This window comes from Zwartia sp. (genome assembly GCF_049655405.1).
Classification (GTDB): Bacteria; Pseudomonadota; Gammaproteobacteria; order Burkholderiales; family Burkholderiaceae_B; genus Zwartia.
Window position 1 is genome coordinate 92,638 of sequence record NZ_JBASJR010000016.1, and the last position, 15,251, is coordinate 107,888.

A 15,251-nucleotide genomic window follows, 5' to 3' on the forward strand; every position below is an offset into this window, starting at 1 on the left:
TATTCCTAGGGTGGATACATGAGGATAATCGATCGACGCCATGAACAAGCGCAAGCGCTGTTTGATGCGCTGCGAACAGGTAGTCTAGATCATGTCCGAGGCGGCGTCACACGGGATACCTACGGAGCCGGTGAGGCCTATGCGCACGCGCTACTAGCCAAGTACGCAACCGAGATCGGCCTAGAGGTCAAGCAAGACTTTATGTGCAACACCTATATGGTGCTGCCCGGTCTGGACCGTAGTTTGCCGGCCATTGTGATCGGTTCGCACCTTGATTCGGTGGCGGGTGGTGGAAATTTTGATGGAGCCGCGGGCGTCGTGTCTGGGTTAATCGCCGTTCAGGCACTCAAAGAAGCCGGTATCCAGCTTCCTTGTGATGTCGTGGTCATGGGCGTGCGTGCCGAGGAAAGTATTTGGTTTCAAGTCTCCTACATTGGGAGTCGTGGCGCCTTAGGCCGTCTGCAGCCGGAAGCCTTGGATGCGCGCAGGATTGATACGCAGCGCAGCTTAGCGGACCATCTGGCTGAGGCCGGCGGCGATCCCGAGGCCGTCAAGCGGGGCGATGCATACTTATCGACTAAAAATGTTCGGGCCTTTATGGAGGTGCATATCGAACAAGCACCTAGCCTCGCGCTGACGGGTTTTCCGATTGCCATCGGTACAGGTGTGCCGGGTAATTTTCGCTATCCAAAAATCAGGATTAAAGGTGAGTATGGCCATGTCGGCCTAGGTCGTCGCTTTCGTCATGATGCCTCGCTTGCAGGTGCGGATCTGACACTTGGCCTCGATGCGATGTGGGCTGAATGGGAGCGACAGGGGCGTTTGATGGCTTGTACAGTCGGGGAGTTTCATACCAATGCAGAACGCCATGGGCTGACAGTAGTGCCGGGTGAGTTCAGCATGAGCCTGGACGTGCGCGCATATGTGCAGCCTGACCTGATGGAGTTGGAGTCAGCCTTTCTCGCGCTTGTCAAAGAGGTGGAGAAAAAGCGGGGGGTGACGATTGACTTAGGGCCCCGCGCCAGTGCAGAGGTGGCTCAGGCCGATCCAGAGTTAACGCAACAACTAAGAGATTGCGCGCGGGCGTTGTCCCTACCGCATTGTGATTTACCCAGTCCTGCATCGCACGATGCGGCTGCGTTTTGCGCCGCAGGTATTCCGTTTGGCTTTCTCTTTATTCGAAATCCAAACGGTAGCCATCACCCCGAAGAAGCAATGGCCACCGAAGACTTCATGTTAGCGACAGAAGTACTCACGCAATGGTTGGTGAATCAGTGCCAAAACTAGCGTCCCAAGCGGCCACCTGCGCGCGCTAAATAGAACCATTCCTGACCGGGCTGGGATTTGATGTTGGGAAACACGATGAAGCAGTCTTGCTCCGCACGCAATACTGTGCCGTCGGCACGCGTCCCGATAACTTCGCCTTGCGTGATGGGATCAAAGCTTTTCCAGGTTTTTGCAAAAGTATCGTTCATGTCAAAGCGATCGTACACATCGTAGAGTCCCAACACCTGAAAATCCTGGGCAGGTGTTGGCGCGGGTCCCTCAAGGAGCCCAAGAAAAATCAAGGTGTTGAGAATGGCTTGATACGCGACCTCGCGGCCACCGGCGTCGTCATGCTGACTACATTCGAGGGTGATGGACCAACCACCGGTTGAACGCATGTATTCGGTTGTGCCGATGCCATACCGGGTATCGATATCGACATCTTTTGCATTGAAGCGTCCTGCTTTCACTTCGGTAGCACGTCTGCCGATGCCCTTGGCGTAGGTATCTAACCAGCCATACACGAAGCGAGAGCAGCCGAGTCTTTGTACCAATGCTTCTTCGATCTCAGCGTGTGCAAAAGGCTCGAGACTTTCTTGATTGTTTTTAGGACCAAATAGCGCAAAAGGCTGTGAGCCACTTTGAAAGGAATGCAGATCGAGCAGGCCATCATGCTCGGCCAAAAGTGGGCAAAGCCAGTTGGCAATATGGTCTTCGTATTGCGCTGGGGTATCGGTCGGAATGAGTCGACGATTCAGGTTGCGATCGCCGTTACGGCGTTGCAAGCGATATGCTTTTGGATTGGTCACGGGGACAAAGGTGACGGCGCCGCATTTAAGCTTGAGCTCGCCCAGTTCAAATTGTTTGACGAGTCTTTCGATGGCAAAGGTGCCACAGGTTTCGTTGCCATGCACTGCCGCAGTGACGATCAGACGCGGTCCTTTGAGAGGGCTCTGTAGACGGATCGCTTGAAAAGGACGCTCTTGGTCGAGCGAAAGTTGTTCGGGCAGATTTGTCAGCAAAGAGGAGGGCAGAGACATCGTCGAGACCTTAAGGAACGAAAGTGAGCGGATTAAATACTAAAGCTTTTATGATTTTAGAGGCATAATGAAAATGTTAAAAAAGAGCGGTGTCATGTCTCTTTTTGCATATTGTTGTCCAAAGGATTCTCTCAATGAAGCAATTTTCAGTTTCTAAAATTTCTCGTGCGATCGCAGGCCTCTGTTTGGTCGCCTTTGCGCATCATGCGAGTGCTTGCACTGCGGTCAATTTCTCCGCCAAGGACGGGGCAGTCATCGCCGGACGCACCATGGAGTGGGCCTACGATATGCAATGGACGCTCAAGTCTGTGCCTGCTGGTTCGGCCGTGCCCTTGACCGCACCTGCCAAGATGAAACTAGCTGGGACTGAGTTGAAATCAAAATACGCGTTTATCGCGGTGATGCCAGCTATTCTCAAGGGCGCCGAGGCCTATTTAGAGGGTCAAAACAGCGCCGGTTTAGGTATGAGTGGTAATTTCTTGCCCGGTTTTACTGAGTACCAGACGGTTGCGACTGGCGACAAAGACTACGTGTCTATCTTGAACCTCGGTCGCTTTGCCCTGGGAATGTTTGACAGCGTCAAAGCACTCCGCGCCGAGCTGCCCAAGTACAAGGTCTGGTTTGATCCTTCAGAGGTCAGTGGCTTGCCCACTCCTCCGTGGCTGCATTTTGTCTTTACCGATCGCACGGGCGACAGCATTGTTATCGAGTTTGTCAAAGGTCAGATGGTGATCAGCGATAACGTTGCCCAGGTGTTGACCAATTCACCCACTTACGACTGGCATGTTCTCAATTTGCGAAACTACCTGTCACTCACCAACGATGGCAAAGCTTCAGTGCCTTATCGGGGTGGTAGTGTGACTGCGCTCGGTCAGGGTGGGGCATTGCTTGGCTTGCCAGGCGACTATCAACCTTCCTCACGTTTCGTGCGCGCAGCTTACCTGCGTCATTTAGCCACGACACCTGCCAATGCGAGTGAGGCGAGTCAGTTGGCCGTGCATGTATTGAATAACGTTGATATTCCTGTCGGTGTCGTGTCAAGCACCGAAGGTGGTCAGACGGTCTCGGATTACACACAGTGGGTGATGATCAAGGATCTCACCAACAACCGTGTCATGATCGCGAACGACAAAAATCGTGCGAACTATGTCACATTGGATTTAAAGCAGATTTTCAGTGCCAAGGACTCTTTCTCGTCGCTGATCGATGCGTTGCCTTATCAACCCAACGATGCCACAGCGAAATTTAAAGCTGCGACAAAGTAATAAAACAGACGCATTAAGCGTCTGCCTTTAAGTTTTGTGATGAACCGCTCTCAACTGAGAGCGGTTTTTTTATTATTCAGCCTTGATGTTCGCGTCTTTGACGGTCTTGCCCCATTTGGAAAAGTCAGACTTGATGCGGTCAGCGGACTGTTGTGGCGTAAAGTCCATCGGCTCGTAACCCTCGCGTTTGATCGCAGCAATCACAGCTGGATCTTTCATGATCTTGTTGAGGGCTGGGACGAGAGTATCCATGACGTTTTTTGGCAGACCTGCAGGTCCGACAATGCCAAACCAGATCGTGGCGTCAAAGCCTGGAAAGCCTGATTCAGCCATGGTGGGGACATTGGGGAACATTGAGCTGCGCTTACTCGCGGTATCGGCGAGCGCCACAATCTTGCCAGATTGAATTTGTGATGCTGCGGCGCCAAGCGATGAGAACAAGAAGGGCACGTGGCCACCCAAGAGTTCTGTCATGGCAGGATTGCCACCTTTGTAAGGAATGTGCGAGATATCAAGTTTGGCGGCAGCCTTGAATTGTTCGCCAGCCAAATGACCGACACCCCCTACGCCTGACGTGCCGTAGCTCCAGTTTTTAGGATCTTTTTTGGCGAGTGCGACCAGTGACTTGATGTCTTTGGCTGGAGAAGTTGGCAAGACGACGACTACAACGCCACCTTCACCCACCATGGAGATAGGAGTGAAGTTTTTGAGTGGGTCGTAACCCATTTTTTTCATGTGCGGCAGGATCGTCATTGGACCGGAGTCAGTGATGTGCAAGGTGTAGCCATCGGGTGCTGCTTTGGAGGTGTAGTCAGCGGCAACCGATGCGCCTGCGCCCGGCTTGTATTCGATGATGAACGGCTGCTTAAGCGTCTTTGATAGTTGATCTGTGATGGGACGGATCAGCTTGTCAGCGGCGCCGCCTGGTGCATAGCCCACCACCATGCGAATAGGTTTATCGGGGTATTGGGCCATTGCCATCGGGCTAAATACCGACAGGGCAATCGCACCCGCCAATACTGATTTGATTAAACGCATATTGTTCTCCTAATTGTTATAAAAATTCCAGGTGGATGGCTAGGCTATTTCCCTGGTTGCTGCTGGGGGTGTCAATATAAAAAATGAATGAAATTACTTTGTATTAAAAAGCGCATCTGGAATCAAGACAATCGCACCCTGAGTAGTTCGACTTTCAAGCAAGCGATGTGATTCGCTCGCCTGGCTCAAGGGCAGCACAGTGTCGATATCTAGGCGAATCGAAGGGTCACCCAAGATCTCAAACGCCTCTTTGCTCATCGCCAACATTTCGGCGCGATCGGCCACGTAAGTTTTCAAAGTCGGACGGCAGACCCACAAAGACTTGCTGTGCAGGTCTTGTAATTTAAAACCTTCGACTTGACCTGAGGCGGTGCCGTAGTTCACGACTAGACCACGTGACTCGAGGCATTTGACTGAGCCGTCAAAGGTGTCTTTGCCGACCGAGTCAAACACCACGCTGACGCCTTTCCCGTCGGTGATGCGGCTGACTTCGGCGACGAAGTCTTGAGTACGATAGTTGATTGCAAAATCTGCCCCAAGCGCCAGCGCGGTCTTGATTTTGGCCTCGCTGCCCGCAGTGGCGATCACCACCAAACCCAGGCGCTTGGCCCACTGCACCAAAATCTGACCCACGCCACCGGCTGCCGCATGCACCAAAATGCGGGTGCCGGGCTTGAGTGGTCGCATTTTCTTGAGCAAGTATTGCGAGGTGAGTGTACGCACCAGTCCCGCAGCGACGCGGACGTCGTCGAGCGACTCTGGCACAGGGATGACCCGCTCTGCCGGAAGCGCCACGTGCGTGCAGTAGCTGCCGACGCCGGCATTGGTATAGGTGGCTTTATCGCCCACTTTTAGGTCGCGCACATTGCTACCAATCGCTTGGATACGTCCGATGCCACTCACGCCAGGAATGAAGGGTGGGGTGGGATTATGTGAGTGTGGCTGTCCGGCACGCAGGTAAATATCAACAAAATTGACCGCGACAGCCGTTTGTTCGATGACGACTTCGTCTGCACCAGGAATGGGCATGGGAATCGGTTGGGCTTTTAAAACCTCGGGGCCGCCGATGGCGGTCACAAACACTGCGAAGGGTGCTGACATAAAAACTGTTCCTGAATGGATGTTGATGCAAGATCCACTCACTTTACAGACACTGCGCCCATCGCGTCAAAAAGTGTTAGTCCCTAGGTATTTACCCTCAATTGGGTGATACCATGATTGTGACAATTCGTTGTCACGCATACACTCGCTGTGCTTTGACGGAGTTAGGCTGCGTCAAATATAAACCGTGGTCGATTTTCGACTGATTCATTCGCTCAAGGATATCCTCATGCGTAAAACTGTATCTTGGCTCGCTGGCGCACTGATTGCGACAGCTGGTTTTTCGGCTCAAGCCCAAACTAAGTGGGATCTGCCTTCGGCTTATTCGCCTTCCAACTTCCACGTTGAAAACTTGGTTGAGTTTTCCAAAGACGTGTCACAAGCTTCCAAGGGCAAACTGAACATCACTGTTCATGCCAACGCCTCGCTTTACAAAGCGCCTGAAATCAAGCGTGCGGTGCAGGGCAATCAAGCTCAGCTCGGCGAAGTATTGCTGGTCAACTTTGCAAACGAAGACTCAATTTATGAGCTCGACGGTGTGCCTTTCTTGGTGTCAAGCTACGCTGGCGCCCGCAAATTGGCCAACATTCAAAAAGCCTACCTCGAAAAGAAACTCGCCTCACAAGGCATGATGCTGTTGTTTACAGTGCCATGGCCACCACAGGGCATTTTCACCAATCGTGATTTGAAGTCTGTCGCAGACATGAAGGGTCTGAAGTGGCGCGCCTATAGCCCAGCGACTTCCAAGATCGCTGAGTTAGTCGGTGCTCAACCTGTGACGATTCAGGCCGCTGAGTTGTCACAAGCCATGGCGACTGGCGTGATCGATTCGTACATGTCTTCTAGCGCGACTGGTGTCGACACCAAGACGTACGAGTACATCAAAAAGTTTTATGACACACAAGCTTGGATTCCCAAGAACGCCATCTTGATGAACAAGAAAGCTTTTGATGCCCTCGATGCAGACACTAAAAAAGCTGTGCTTGAAGCCGGTGCCCGTGCTGAAGATCGTGGCTGGAAAATTTCCGAAGCCAAAACCAAAGAATACTTGGCAGCTTGGACAAAGAACGGTGGACAGATCATTGCTCCTAGCCCAGAGTTGACCAAGGGTTTGAACGAGCTTGGTCAAAAAATGTTGGCTGACTACTTGAAAAAGTCAGGCAAAGATGGCCAAGCTATTGTTGACGCTTTGAAAAAGTAATCGATGCGACGCCTTCTTGATAGGTTGTACGCCGCCGCCGAATTTCTGGCGGCGGTTTCGTTGATCGGTGTTCTGTTGACGGTGCTCTTGAGCATTGTCAGCAGGCAGCTTTCGTTTCATGTTTCAGGCTTGGATGCCTATGCTGGCTATCTCATGGCCTCAGCAGGCTTTTTCGCGCTTGCTTCAACTTTGCGTCATGGTGAACATATCCGCGTGACGTTGGTGCTCAATGCCTTATCGCCCAACGCTCAGCGAAAGCTCGACATCGGTGCGATGACTGTCGGTTTAGCTGTTGCACTATCACTTGCAATTTTTAGCTCCAAGCTGGTGATGGATTCTTGGATGTTTAACGACATTTCCACCAGCAATGATGCAACCCCTCTTTGGATTCCGCAGCTCACGATGGCTGCTGGAAATATTTTGTTTGTGGTCGCCTTTATTGATTTGCTAGTGGCACGTATTCGTGGACAAGCGATGATGGTTGATTCACAGGAGCCACAGCGTAATGAATGATATTTTGATTGTCGCGCTGTTAATTGTGTCGCTCTTTGGCTTTTTGGCCGGCGGCGTATGGGTGGGTTTGACGCTCGCGGGGACTGCCTGGATTGGGATGGAGTTGTTTTCTACCCGACCCGCTGGCGATGCCATGGCGATTACCATTTGGGGCGCATCGTCGAGTTGGACGCTCACTGCCTTGCCTTTGTTTTTGTGGATGGGCGAAATCCTCTTTCGCACCCGACTGTCACAAGACTTGTTTACGGGTCTTGCCCCTTGGCTCAACAAGCTGCCCGGTCGCTTGCTCCACACCAACGTGATTGGTTGTGCGATCTTCGCAGCAGTCTCTGGTTCGTCTGCGGCTACGTGCGCCACAATTGGCAAGATGACTTTGCCTGAGCTCAAAAAGCGCGGCTATCCCGATGACATGGTGATCGGTACGCTGGCTGGTGCCGGGACACTTGGACTGCTGATTCCTCCTTCGATCATTATGATTGTGTATGGGGTGGCGGCTGAAGTCTCGATTGCCAAGCTCTTTATTGCAGGCATTCTCCCCGGCATCTTCCTTGCGGTGTTGTTCATGGGCTACATCATGGTCTGGGCTTGGCGCAATCCTTCCCAAGTACCCAAGGCCGACGAGGAAATGTCTTTTCGGCAAAAGGTCTATCAGTCACGAAGCCTGATTCCGGTTCTGCTGTTGATTGCCAGCGTATTGGGTTCGATCTACAGCGGTATCGCAACGGCAACGGAAGCGGCTGCGATCGGTGTGCTGGGTTCCTTGGTTATCTCTGCATTTCAGGGTTCCTTGAATTGGACCACCTTTAAAGGTTCTCTCTCGGGCGCGACCAGACTCTACTGCATGATCGCGTTGATTCTTGCCGGTGCGCAGTTCCTGACGCTCTCAATGGGCTATATCGGCTTGCCACGTGCATTGGCCGAATGGATTGGCAGTTTGGGCCTGTCGCAGTTTTGGCTTGTGATCGTGTTGATGGTGTTCTTCGTGATCTTGGGCTGTTTCCTAGATGGCATTTCGATGGTTGTGCTGACCATGGGCGTGCTCTTGCCAACCGTGCAAGCTGCAGGGATCGATCTGATCTGGTTTGGCATTTTTATCGTGTTTGTCGTTGAAATGGCACAGCTCACTCCGCCAGTGGGTTTCAACTTATTCGTGCTAGCGGGTATGACAAAACGCGATTTGCCTTATATTGCACGTGTGTCTTCACCATTATTTTTCTTAATGGTCTTTGCAGTGCTGGTACTTTATTTTGTACCCGAACTCGCAACCTTGCTACCGCAACACATGAAGTTGTAAGATGTTTTAAACGCCGTCAGTCCTCCTTCGAGGCTGACGGCCCAGTGCTTTGGACGCTATAGACTTCAACGGAGGTTTGTGATGAGTTCACCTAGCCTGGTTCAAAATCTTCGCCAACAATTAATGCAACGTCTGCCATTTTCTGAAATGGCAATCGAAGACGTTGATTTTTTTCTGACATCCTCTGGCGAGGCCTATTTCGCTCCGAGCGAAGTCATCTTGGCGCCAGCGGACGGTCCCCCCAGTTTTCTCTATCTGATTCGCCAAGGTCGTGTCTCCGGCAAACGTGTCAACCCTGGTTTGGTCGAAACAGTCTTTGAGATGGAGGCGGGTGATCTTTTTTCTGTCAGTGCGAGTTTGGCCGCGCGTCCGGTCGCGGCCACCTACACTGCGGTGACGGATTGCTTTTGTTTAATGCTACCGGCGGCGGCACTTCAAACACTCTCCGCGCGCTCTCAGGCGTTTCGAGATTTTGCCAACAATCGAGTCTGGATGCTGCTCGAACAATCCAGGCAGGCGATGCGGAACAGTGTGGCCTCCAAGGCCTTGCACGAGCAATCTCTCGAGAGCCGTTTAGGCGATTTGATTCGACGCGTCCCGATTGTGACGGCTCCACAGACCTCTCTGCGTGAGGCCCTCACACTGGTTCATGAAAAAAAAGTGGGTTCGGTACTGATCACTGAGGACGGATGCGAGATTTTAGGTATCTTGACTCGCGATGATGTGCTGAGTCGTGTCACGCTAGCTGGCATTAGTTTGGACACCCCGATCAGCGAGGTGATGTCTAAAAACGTCAAAACCCTGACGGTCGACGACACGGCCGAAGAAGCGGCTGTCATGATGTCTCAGTTCCGTATTCGTCACGTACCCGTGCTGGAGCAGGGACGGATTGTGGGATGTATCTCTGAGCGCGATCTTTTTTCCCTGCAGCGTTTATCTTTTGACACGATTAGCTCAGCCGTGCGCATGGCTGAAGATGTCTCGGCCTTGCAAGAGTGTGCCGCCAACATCCGAAAATTTGCTCGTAGCCTGCTGGGACAAGGGGTCAAAGCGCGTCAACTGACTTTTTTAATCAGTCATCTTAACGATGTGCTAACTGCACGACTGGTGGTGTTGCTGGCGCATCAGCACGGGCTGGATCTGGATGATTTTGCCTGGATCGCGTTAGGGTCTGAAGGTCGAAGCGAACAGACGATTGCAACGGATCAAGATAATGCTTTGATTTATGTTGAGCGCGGCGACGCCACCCTCAAGGATCGTTATATCGCTTTTGCGCGAGAGGTCAATGAGGCGCTGGATGCTTGCGGCTACCCGCTGTGTAAAGGCAACATTATGGCCAGTAATCCCTCGCTGTGCCTGACCCAGCAAGAGTGGCGCAATCGTTTTGCCCACTGGGTAGAACATGGTCATCCGGAAGACTTGTTGAATGCTGGTATCTTTTTTGATTTTAGATCGCTGGTCGGCAACGATCAGCTTTTAAAAGAGTTGCGCACTGAGGTGACTGATATGACGGCGGCCACGCCACGGTTTCTTAAGCTGATGGCCGAAGCATCGTTACGAAATACTGTGCCGTTAAACTGGTTAGGTAGTCTGGATACTAAGAAAATCAATAATAAACAGGTGATTGACCTGAAGCTTCAGGGCACGGCGATTGTGGTGGAGATCGCGCGCATTTATGCACTGGCACACCGCATCGAGGCGCTCAATACGCAAGAGCGCCTGGCGGCACTTGGCAGAGTCGCGGGTGTGCCGAAAAAAGAAAGCTCTGCCTGGATTGCGGCGTTTCAATATCTACAGACCTTGAGACTGGCGATTCAGCTGGATGGCGGCATGATTGGAGACAATCCGAATGCGTTGGACGTGGAGTCGCTCAATGCCGTTGATCGGACAATTTTAAAAGGATCGTTGTCGCGGATTCGTTCCTTGCAACAACGTCTTGAGCTTGATTATGTTCGCTGAGCTGAGTCGTTGGTTAAGAGGGTTTGGCGGCCGAAGCGTTGACGCGCGCACTCAGGTCCAGCGCTGGATCATGCTCGATGTTGAAACAACCGGTCTTGATCCCCGAGCCGATCAGCTGCTGGCGATCGCAGCGGTGGCGTTACGCTTTACGCCTGCAACGGGCCGGTTAGAGGTAGCAGTCGGCGATAGTTTTGAAATCGTACTGCGACAGGATAAACCGTCTGGCAAGGACAATATTCTGATCCATCATATCGGTGTGCAGGCACAGTCCGATGGTCATGCACCGGAAAAGGCACTTGAACAGTTCAGGGTTTGGGCGGGTAACGCGCCTCTGTTGGCGTTTCACGCTGCGTTTGATCAAGCCATGATTGAGCGTGCCTTTAGACGTTTTCATTTAGCACCGCTCAGCAATGAGTGGCTCGATATCGAGCCCATCGCGCGTTTGGTGGGTGGTAATACCAAAGCGCGCGCACTCGATGATTGGCTGGAGCACTTCGGCATCGAATGTGCCGTGCGTCACCAGGCCGCCTCGGATGCCTTTGCGACCGCGGAGTTATTACTGCGGTTGTGGCCGGCGACACGTAAAGAAGCGAACTCATGGCCGCAACTACGTAAGCTTGCTCGCAACGCCGCGTGGATTCCTCACTGAGACCCATACATGATGAAGTTTTTTTCTTCAGTTCTATTGTTGAGTACAAGTACGTTCTTGTGCGCGTTGGCGCCTACAGGCGCGGCGCAGGCTCAAACGACCTTTGATGTCACGATTCTGGCAGGTGCCTGTGCAAACTGTCATGGCACGGACGGTCGTTCGCCGGGAGGGATTCCTTCGTTGGCTGGTCGGCCTGCCAGTGTGCTTCAGGCGCAAATGCTAGCCTACAAGTCCGAGTCGCCTCCACCGGGAACAACCATCATGAATCGATTGGCAAAAGGCTATAGCGATACTGAAATCGAGGCCCTTGCACAGCATTTTTCCAAGCTCAGTTCTGTTGTGACGCCGCTTAAGCTGGAGAGACGATGATGAGTGGAATACCGATCCTAACGCGTCGCCAAATGCTCAAGACGATCGGGCATCTTGCAGGTGCCTGCGCACTCGGTGTGTCGACACCTCTTTTGGCCTCAGGCAACGCGGGGCGTGTCGTGGTGGTGGGAGGTGGCTTCGGTGGCGCGACGGCGGCCAAGTACCTCAAACGCCGCAACCCCTTAATCGAAGTCACGCTGATCGAACCTTCCCCGCAGTTTTACACGTGTCCTTTCAGCAATTTATATCTTGGTGGCTTGCGTGATTTTGATGCACAGACGCATGGTTTTGACGAGTTGCGTCGCCTCGGCGTGAGGGTGATTCAAGACTATGCTCAGGATGTCGATGCCGTGGGAAAAAAACTCAAGCTCGCGACTGGAGCTCAGATTGGTTATGACAAGCTGGTGTTGTCGCCCGGGATTGATATCCGATGGAATGCCTTGTCTGGCTACGATGAGGCCGCAGCGCAGCTGGCGCCGCATGCTTGGAAGGCGGGCCAACAAACGCTCATACTCAAGCGTCAGCTCGATGCGATGCCTGATGGTGGGGTGTTTTTAATGGTCGCACCGGCCAATCCCTTTCGATGCCCACCCGGACCGTATGAACGTGCCAGCATGGTGGCTCATTACCTCAAGACACACAAGCCAAAATCTAAAATTTTGATCTTGGATGCGAAGAACAACTTTTCCAAGCAAACTTTGTTCATGGATGGCTGGAAGCGTTTGTATGGCGACATGATCGAATGGGTGCCTGCCAATAAAGATGGCAATGTGATTCGCGTGGATGCTGAAAATCTGATAGTTGAGACCGAATTTAACGTCAAACATAAGGCCTCAGTGCTAAACGTGATTCCGCCGCAATCTGCAGGCGTGATTGCCCAGCGCGCAGGGGTGACCAATAAAAGCGGCTGGGTGCCCGTTCAAGCCCAGTCCTTTGAATCAAGCCAAGTGCCGGATATTTATGTTGTGGGGGATGCCACGATTGCCGCTCCAATGCCAAAGTCTGGCTTTTGTGCCAATGCCCAGGCCAAGGTCGCCGCGGCTGCAATTGTCAGTGCGCTAGCGGGTAAAGAGGCAGCGACAGCCTCTTGGGCGAATACGTGCTACAGCCTGATCGGACCGGATTACGGCATTTCTGTTGCCGGTGTGTACGGGGTGTCTGAAGGTAAAATTGTGGAAATCAAAGGCTCTGGCGGTGTAAGCCCCAGGGATGCAAGCGATGACATCCGCAAACGCGAGGCCGATTACGGTGTGGCGTGGTACAACGCAATCGCTCAAGACACCTGGGGAACAAAAGTTTCATGAATGTACAAGACACACTGGTTTGGTCAGGCCTCGTGATCGGGCTGCTGTTTGGCGCGACGGGACAATTATCTGGCTTTTGTTTGAATCGTGCTCTCAAAGAGTACTGGCAGTCGGGCGCGCTTCATAAAGCGCAATCTTTCGTTCTGGCTTTAGCTGTCGCGGTGATCGGGACACAAGCCTTAGCGCAATTTGAATGGATTGATCTGAGCAAATCCATTTACCGGGGACCGACCTTTTCCTGGTTGTTAGTACCTGTCGGTGGCATGTTGTTTGGCTTTGGCATGATGCTCGCCAACGGCTGCGGCGCGCGTACTTTGGTGCTGTGCGCACAGGGCAATCTACGCTCCTTCGTGGTCTTGTTGTGTCTGGGCATTTCCGCTTATATGACGCTGACGGGTGTGCTGGGTCCCTTGCGTCAAACACTCAATCAAATGACCGCAGTCTCTGGAGGCAGCATCGCAGACCTGCCTGTCGTGGCGCAAGGTTGGGTTGTCAGCCTCATCTTGCTCTGTTTGTTTGTATTTAGTTTCTGGAAACTTAACCTGTTCAAACATAAAAAGGATTTGTTTGCCGGTTTCATGGTGGGGCTATTGATTGTGGCGGGTTGGTTTTCCACGGGCTGGTTGGCATTTGACGAGTTTGAGCCAGTGAATCTCGTTTCTTTGACTTTTATTGCGCCTATTGGCGAGACGATTCAGTATTCAATGATCGCGACGGGTGCCAAGCTGAGTTTTGGTGTGACAGCGGTGTTGGGTGTGTTGCTAGGCTCTTTTTTAATGGCCTGGTTGCGTAAAGGCCTGCATCTGCAGGGTTTTAGTTCGCCCAAGGAAATGCTGCGCTACATCGCGGGCGGAATTGCGATGGGTGTGGGCGGTTCTTTGGCATTGGGATGTTCGATTGGTCAAGGACTGACTGGACTGTCTACACTGGCCTTGAGCGCAGTGGTCGCCGTGGCGGGCATCCTGGTGGGCGCCCGCCTGGGCTTTCATCGCAACTGATTTTTAAAGCACTTTTTTAAAGCGCTTTTTTAAAGCGCTGTTATTAATGCGCTGCGAGTTTCTTTTCTTGATTCTGTTTGTGCCGCAGCCAGAGCAGGGCGACTCCCATGAGGACAACGGGAAAGAGTGAGGCGAAGTTCAAAATGTCCCAGCCTGAGGTTGTGACCAACGCGCCCGAGCTGAACGAGGTGATGGCCATTGTCGCGAACACAAAGAAGTTAATAATGCCTTGTGCTTTGTCTTTTTCCTCGGGACGATAGGCTGTCATCGCCAAGCTTGTCGCGCCCGTAAAGAGGAAGTTCCAGCCTACGCCTAGGATAAACGACGAGAGCAAGAAGTGGTGAACCTCTATTCCACCAAGGGCGATCAAAATACACACGAAATTCAGGACAATACCCAAAATCATAATGCGATATGTACCAAACTTTTTAATCAGAGAACCTGTAAAAAAGCCGGGCGCAAACATGCCGATGACGTGCCACTGGAGGACGAGTGCCGCATCTGAAAAGGGTAGACCACAGACTTTCATGGCCAGCGGTGTGGCTGCCATGAGCAAGTTCATGACGCCATAGCCAAGCGCAGAGCTGATGGCCGCTACCATAAACACAGGTTGACGTAGCAGTTGCATTGCACTGCGTCCTGGCGGTAAAACTTTTTTAACCGCCACTTCGTCAGGAAAGTGAATGAAGTTCATCACGATCAGACCTAGGATGCCTGCGACGGTAAGCGTTAAATAGGCCCCAAGAAAGGGGGTATCAAAGGTGTCTTTTGTCAGCGCAGCGAGGTTGGGACCCGCAACAGCTCCCAGAATGCCGCCAGCCAAGACCCAGGAGATCGCTTTGTCACGCAAACTGACATGTGTCAGTTCAGCAGCGGCAAAACGATAGAGCTGACCGTTTGCGCTGTAGTAACCGGCGACAAAGGTGCCAAAGGTCAATAACCAGAAGTTCTTGGAATAGGCGGCATATCCACAAATAAGCGAGGAGATAATCGCGACAAGCAGTCCAAGCTGGAATGATTTTTGACGACCGTATTTTTTTTGTGTGCGCGCCACCAGACCAGTAGAAAGTGCACCGCCGACGACATAGCCCATGATCGGCAATGTGGCCATCCAGGTGATATTGGTGAGGCTTAAGCCGACTAGACCATTGATGGCAACGAACGTAATGTTGTTGGTGAGAAAGATGCCCTGACACAAAATCAGCAACACCAGATTCTTATTAAATAAACGCGGCGAATTTTCCATGAAGCTGA

Annotated in this window: 14 protein-coding genes; 10 read left to right on the top strand and 4 right to left on the bottom strand. The window is 52.3% G+C overall.

All coding sequences use genetic code 11. The features are described 5' to 3' along the window. Window positions 1–18 precede the first annotated feature (18 nt). Window positions 19–1,287 (top strand): Zn-dependent hydrolase, encoded by a 1,269-nt coding sequence (locus WBJ47_RS14705; protein WP_422244601.1) that lies wholly within the window; start codon window positions 19–21, stop codon window positions 1,285–1,287. On the opposite strand, the gene WBJ47_RS14710 is transcribed toward WBJ47_RS14705, so the two are convergent. Then, window positions 1,284–2,306, bottom strand: a complete 1,023-nt coding sequence (locus WBJ47_RS14710) for a succinylglutamate desuccinylase (protein ID WP_422244599.1) — start codon at window positions 2,304–2,306, stop codon at window positions 1,284–1,286. The genes WBJ47_RS14705 and WBJ47_RS14710 overlap by 4 nt on opposite strands. Before the next feature lie 134 nt (window positions 2,307–2,440). On the opposite strand from WBJ47_RS14710, the gene WBJ47_RS14715 reads away from it, so the two are divergent. Beyond that, window positions 2,441–3,571 carry a linear amide C-N hydrolase gene (locus tag WBJ47_RS14715; RefSeq protein ID WP_422244597.1) on the top strand — a complete coding sequence of 377 codons (1,131 nt, stop codon included), beginning with the start codon at window positions 2,441–2,443 and terminating at the stop codon, window positions 3,569–3,571. 72 nt (window positions 3,572–3,643) lie between these two features. On the opposite strand, the gene WBJ47_RS14720 is transcribed toward WBJ47_RS14715, so the two are convergent. Together WBJ47_RS14720 and WBJ47_RS14725 are read right to left on the bottom strand one after the other, a co-directional pair. After that, window positions 3,644–4,609 (bottom strand): Bug family tripartite tricarboxylate transporter substrate binding protein, encoded by a 966-nt coding sequence (locus tag WBJ47_RS14720; protein ID WP_422244595.1) that lies wholly within the window; start codon window positions 4,607–4,609, stop codon window positions 3,644–3,646. Between the two features lie 93 nt (window positions 4,610–4,702). After that, complete coding sequence (locus WBJ47_RS14725) at window positions 4,703–5,710, bottom strand: quinone oxidoreductase family protein (RefSeq protein ID WP_422244593.1); 1,008 nt, start codon at window positions 5,708–5,710, stop codon at window positions 4,703–4,705. 229 nt (window positions 5,711–5,939) lie between these two features. Between WBJ47_RS14725 and WBJ47_RS14730 the strand changes: the two genes are divergently transcribed. From WBJ47_RS14730 to WBJ47_RS14765, 8 genes are all read left to right on the top strand, one after another. After that, window positions 5,940–6,911: a TRAP transporter substrate-binding protein gene (locus WBJ47_RS14730; protein WP_422244591.1), complete on the top strand. Its 972-nt coding sequence runs from the start codon at window positions 5,940–5,942 to the stop codon at window positions 6,909–6,911. A 3-nt stretch (window positions 6,912–6,914) separates the two neighbouring features. After that, window positions 6,915–7,424 carry a TRAP transporter small permease gene (locus WBJ47_RS14735; protein WP_422244589.1) on the top strand — a complete coding sequence of 170 codons (510 nt, stop codon included), beginning with the start codon at window positions 6,915–6,917 and terminating at the stop codon, window positions 7,422–7,424. Continuing rightward, entirely contained in the window at window positions 7,417–8,718 is a 1,302-nt protein-coding gene (locus WBJ47_RS14740; RefSeq protein WP_422244588.1) for a TRAP transporter large permease, read from the top strand. Before WBJ47_RS14735 ends, WBJ47_RS14740 begins: the two co-directional genes overlap by 8 nt. An 81-nt stretch (window positions 8,719–8,799) precedes the next feature. Beyond that, window positions 8,800–10,677: a DUF294 nucleotidyltransferase-like domain-containing protein gene (locus WBJ47_RS14745; RefSeq protein ID WP_422244586.1), complete on the top strand. Its 1,878-nt coding sequence runs from the start codon at window positions 8,800–8,802 to the stop codon at window positions 10,675–10,677. Further along, entirely contained in the window at window positions 10,667–11,326 is a 660-nt protein-coding gene (locus WBJ47_RS14750) for a 3'-5' exonuclease (protein WP_422244584.1), read from the top strand. Before WBJ47_RS14745 ends, WBJ47_RS14750 begins: the two co-directional genes overlap by 11 nt. A 9-nt stretch (window positions 11,327–11,335) precedes the next feature. Beyond that, window positions 11,336–11,695, top strand: coding sequence for a c-type cytochrome (locus tag WBJ47_RS14755; RefSeq protein WP_422244582.1), 360 nt, complete (start codon window positions 11,336–11,338; stop codon window positions 11,693–11,695). Beyond that, window positions 11,692–12,999, top strand: a complete 1,308-nt coding sequence (locus WBJ47_RS14760) for an NAD(P)/FAD-dependent oxidoreductase (protein WP_422244580.1) — start codon at window positions 11,692–11,694, stop codon at window positions 12,997–12,999. The genes WBJ47_RS14755 and WBJ47_RS14760 overlap by 4 nt, the downstream gene beginning before the upstream one ends. Then, entirely contained in the window at window positions 12,996–13,997 is a 1,002-nt protein-coding gene (locus tag WBJ47_RS14765) for a YeeE/YedE family protein (RefSeq protein WP_422244578.1), read from the top strand. The genes WBJ47_RS14760 and WBJ47_RS14765 overlap by 4 nt, the downstream gene beginning before the upstream one ends. Before the next feature lie 43 nt (window positions 13,998–14,040). On the opposite strand, the gene WBJ47_RS14770 is transcribed toward WBJ47_RS14765, so the two are convergent. Then, entirely contained in the window at window positions 14,041–15,243 is a 1,203-nt protein-coding gene (locus WBJ47_RS14770) for an MFS transporter (protein WP_422244576.1), read from the bottom strand. Between the last annotated feature and the right edge of the window lie 8 nt (window positions 15,244–15,251).